Here is a 1,762-nt window from a genome sequence, read left to right as displayed (position 1 = left end):
TTTCTACGACTGGACGCGCATGACGGAGGAGCTCGCGGCCGAGGCGCCGTTCTGGGAGCCGGATCGCGCGCACGGCTACCACGTGAACACGTTCGGGTTCCTGGTGGGCGAGATCGTGCGGAGGGTCGCGGGGGAATCGATCGGCGCGTTCGCGCGGCGCGAGATCACGGGGCCGCTCGGCGCGGACTTCCGCTTCGGGACCGGGCCGGAGCACGCGGGGCGCGTCGCGGACTACCTGCCGGGGGGGCTGTACCGCGAGGGCGCGGGCGAGGCGGCGCCGGTCGACCCCGAGTACCGCACGCTGCTGCACCGCGTGTACGCGAACCCGGCCGGCGTGTCGGGAATGGGCACGGTCAACACCGAAGAGTGGCGGGCGGCGGAGCTTCCCTCGACGAACGGCCACGCGAGCGCGCGCGGCGTGGCGCGGCTCTACACCGCGCTCGCCTGCGGCGGCGCCGCGGACGGCGTGCGCGTGCTCGAGCGCGAGACGATCGACGAGTCGATTCGCGAGGCGTCGTCGGGAGAGGACTTCGTGCTGCGCAGGCCCACGCGCTTCGGGCTCGGCTTCCAGCTCACCATGCTGGAGCGCCCGTTCGGAAAGTCGGCGCGCAGCTTCGGGCACTTCGGCGCGGGCGGCGCGCTCGGCTTCGCCGATCCCGAGGCGCGGCTCGCGTTCGGCTACGCGATGAACGCCGCCGGGCCGCGCTTTCGCAACCCTCGCGTCCGCGGCCTGCTAGAGGCCGTCGCGGGCGCGATGCACTAGAAGCCAAAGGAGACCCGACATGCGTCGAAGCCCGATCCTCCCCGCTCTGCTCTGCGCAGCGCTCGCCGTCGGCTGCGCGGCGTCGCGCTCCGACATCGAAGGCCTCTACACGGGACCAGCCGCGCGAAACACCGGCGCCGCTCCGGTGAGCGTCGTCTTCGTGTTCCGCCACCTCTCGCAGCAGCACGGCTTCGACACCATCCCGAAGCTGAAATTCGAGGGCGTGAAGGACTTCGACAACTTGTTCCGCGACGCGCTGCGAGAGATCAGCAACGTCTCGCGCTACGAGACGTTCACGGAGCTTCCCGACGACGTGAACGATCCCAAGCGGCGCGAGAAGCTCGCGACGGCGCGATCGAACGCGGACTACGCGGTCGAGCTCGAGCTGCTCGAGGAATCGTCGTTCAAGCAGCAGTTCCTGAGCGCGACGATCAGCCTGCTGAGCCTGACCGTGATTCCCATGCCCTACGACTGGAACTACACGATACGCGCGGATCTGAAGGGCAAGGACGGCACGCTGCGGGCGTCGTACCAGCGCAGGGCGACGCTAAGTGACTGGATCCAGACGTTCCTGATCTTCGTCTACCCGTTCCACCCGATCGAGGGAAAGCGCGAGCAGATCTACTCCGAGTCGCTGCTCGACATCTTCCGCGAGATCGAGTCGGAGAAGATCCTTCGCTAATCGCGGCGCGAACCTACGGGATCAGCACCACCCGCCCGAACGCCGCGCGGCTCTCGATGTACGCGTGCGCGGCGGCGGCCTGCGCGAGCGGGAACGTGCGGTCGACGACCGTGCGCAGCTCGCCGCGCGAAAGGTCGCGCAGGATCGCGTCGAGCATCGCGCGGACGCGCGCGGTCTGGAACGCGACCTCGGCGCCGAGGAACACGCCCGTGAGCGAGCGGTTTCCCTGCGAGAGCGGCGCGGGGTCGACGCGCAGATCGCCGCGGCTCACGTTTCCGACGCTGATCGCGCGCCCGCGGTAGGCCAGGCATGTGAGG

The 1,762-nt window shown here is 69.9% G+C and carries 3 protein-coding genes; 2 read left to right on the top strand and 1 reads right to left on the bottom strand.

Translation table 11 applies throughout. The features are described from left to right. The coding region (locus tag FJ108_18505; GenBank protein MBM4337885.1) for a beta-lactamase family protein at positions 1 to 763 on the top strand (763 nt) is incomplete at its 5' end. 19 nt (positions 764 to 782) lie between these two features. Beyond that, on the top strand, positions 783 to 1,445 hold the full coding sequence (locus FJ108_18500) for a hypothetical protein (protein ID MBM4337884.1): 663 nt from the start codon (positions 783 to 785) through the stop codon (positions 1,443 to 1,445). Positions 1,446 to 1,458: 13 nt separating this feature from the next. On the opposite strand, the gene FJ108_18495 is transcribed toward FJ108_18500, so the two are convergent. Continuing rightward, positions 1,459 to 1,762: zinc-binding dehydrogenase (locus FJ108_18495; protein ID MBM4337883.1), on the bottom strand; the 304-nt coding region annotated here is incomplete at its 5' end.

This window comes from Deltaproteobacteria bacterium (assembly GCA_016875225.1).
In the GTDB taxonomy this organism is placed as follows: domain Bacteria; phylum Myxococcota_A; class UBA9160; order SZUA-336; family SZUA-336; genus VGRW01.
This window is presented reverse-complemented; position numbering and strand designations above follow the sequence as displayed.

Excerpts from the sequence above, each read along its gene's own strand:
- FJ108_18500 (MBM4337884.1), top strand. The coding sequence starts at position 783 with ATGCGTCGAAGCCCGATCCTCCCCGCTCTGCTCTGCGCAGCGCTCGCC.